General features: G+C 74.0%; 1 protein-coding gene. It reads right to left on the bottom strand.

Annotation, left to right across the window (positions count from 1 at the left end):
* Positions 1 to 406 (bottom strand): hypothetical protein (locus C1J01_RS48550; RefSeq protein ID WP_146616072.1); only part of this gene is annotated, 406 nt, incomplete at its 3' end.
* Positions 407 to 527 lie beyond the last annotated feature (121 nt).

Here is a 527-nt window from a genome sequence, read left to right as displayed (position 1 = left end):
ACCCTGGGGCGGCCTGTGTCCCCGGCACGGAAAGCCTGACCAGATCCGGCACCTCGACCGGCCCACCGAGCCCCAGCACCGTCCCGATCCGGATGCCTGTCTCCGCGACGGGCGTGAAGGGGTCGAGCCGCCGCACCCCCAGATACAACGGCCGCACGCCCTCCCGGCCAGCTCCCGCCTCCGCGGCCGGTCCGAGGCCCGCCGCGCCGTGCGCGTCGACCGGAACCCCCACGTTCCACGGGTGTCGCACGGTTGCGCCGGCCGCCGCGGGGTCCCCGACGGTGTCGCGCGAGCCCGGATCCACTGCGGCGGCGAGATCGGCCACCGTGGCGTGCGAGGGAAGGGACAACACGTGGTCGCGGTGGCGGCCGTCCGTGCTGTCGACGATCGTGATGGTGAGTTCCACCAGTTTCTCCAGAGTCGTGCTCGGCGCTTCGCAGGCCGAGGCCGGTGAGAGCGCGCGTCAGGAATTCCCGGCGGCGGAAACCCCTGCCGCCCGCCCCGGCTCCTCCGGCTCGACCAGATCC

The organism is Nonomuraea aridisoli (assembly GCF_003236395.1).
Classification (GTDB): domain Bacteria; phylum Actinomycetota; class Actinomycetes; order Streptosporangiales; family Streptosporangiaceae; genus Nonomuraea; species Nonomuraea aridisoli.
This window is presented reverse-complemented; position numbering and strand designations above follow the sequence as displayed.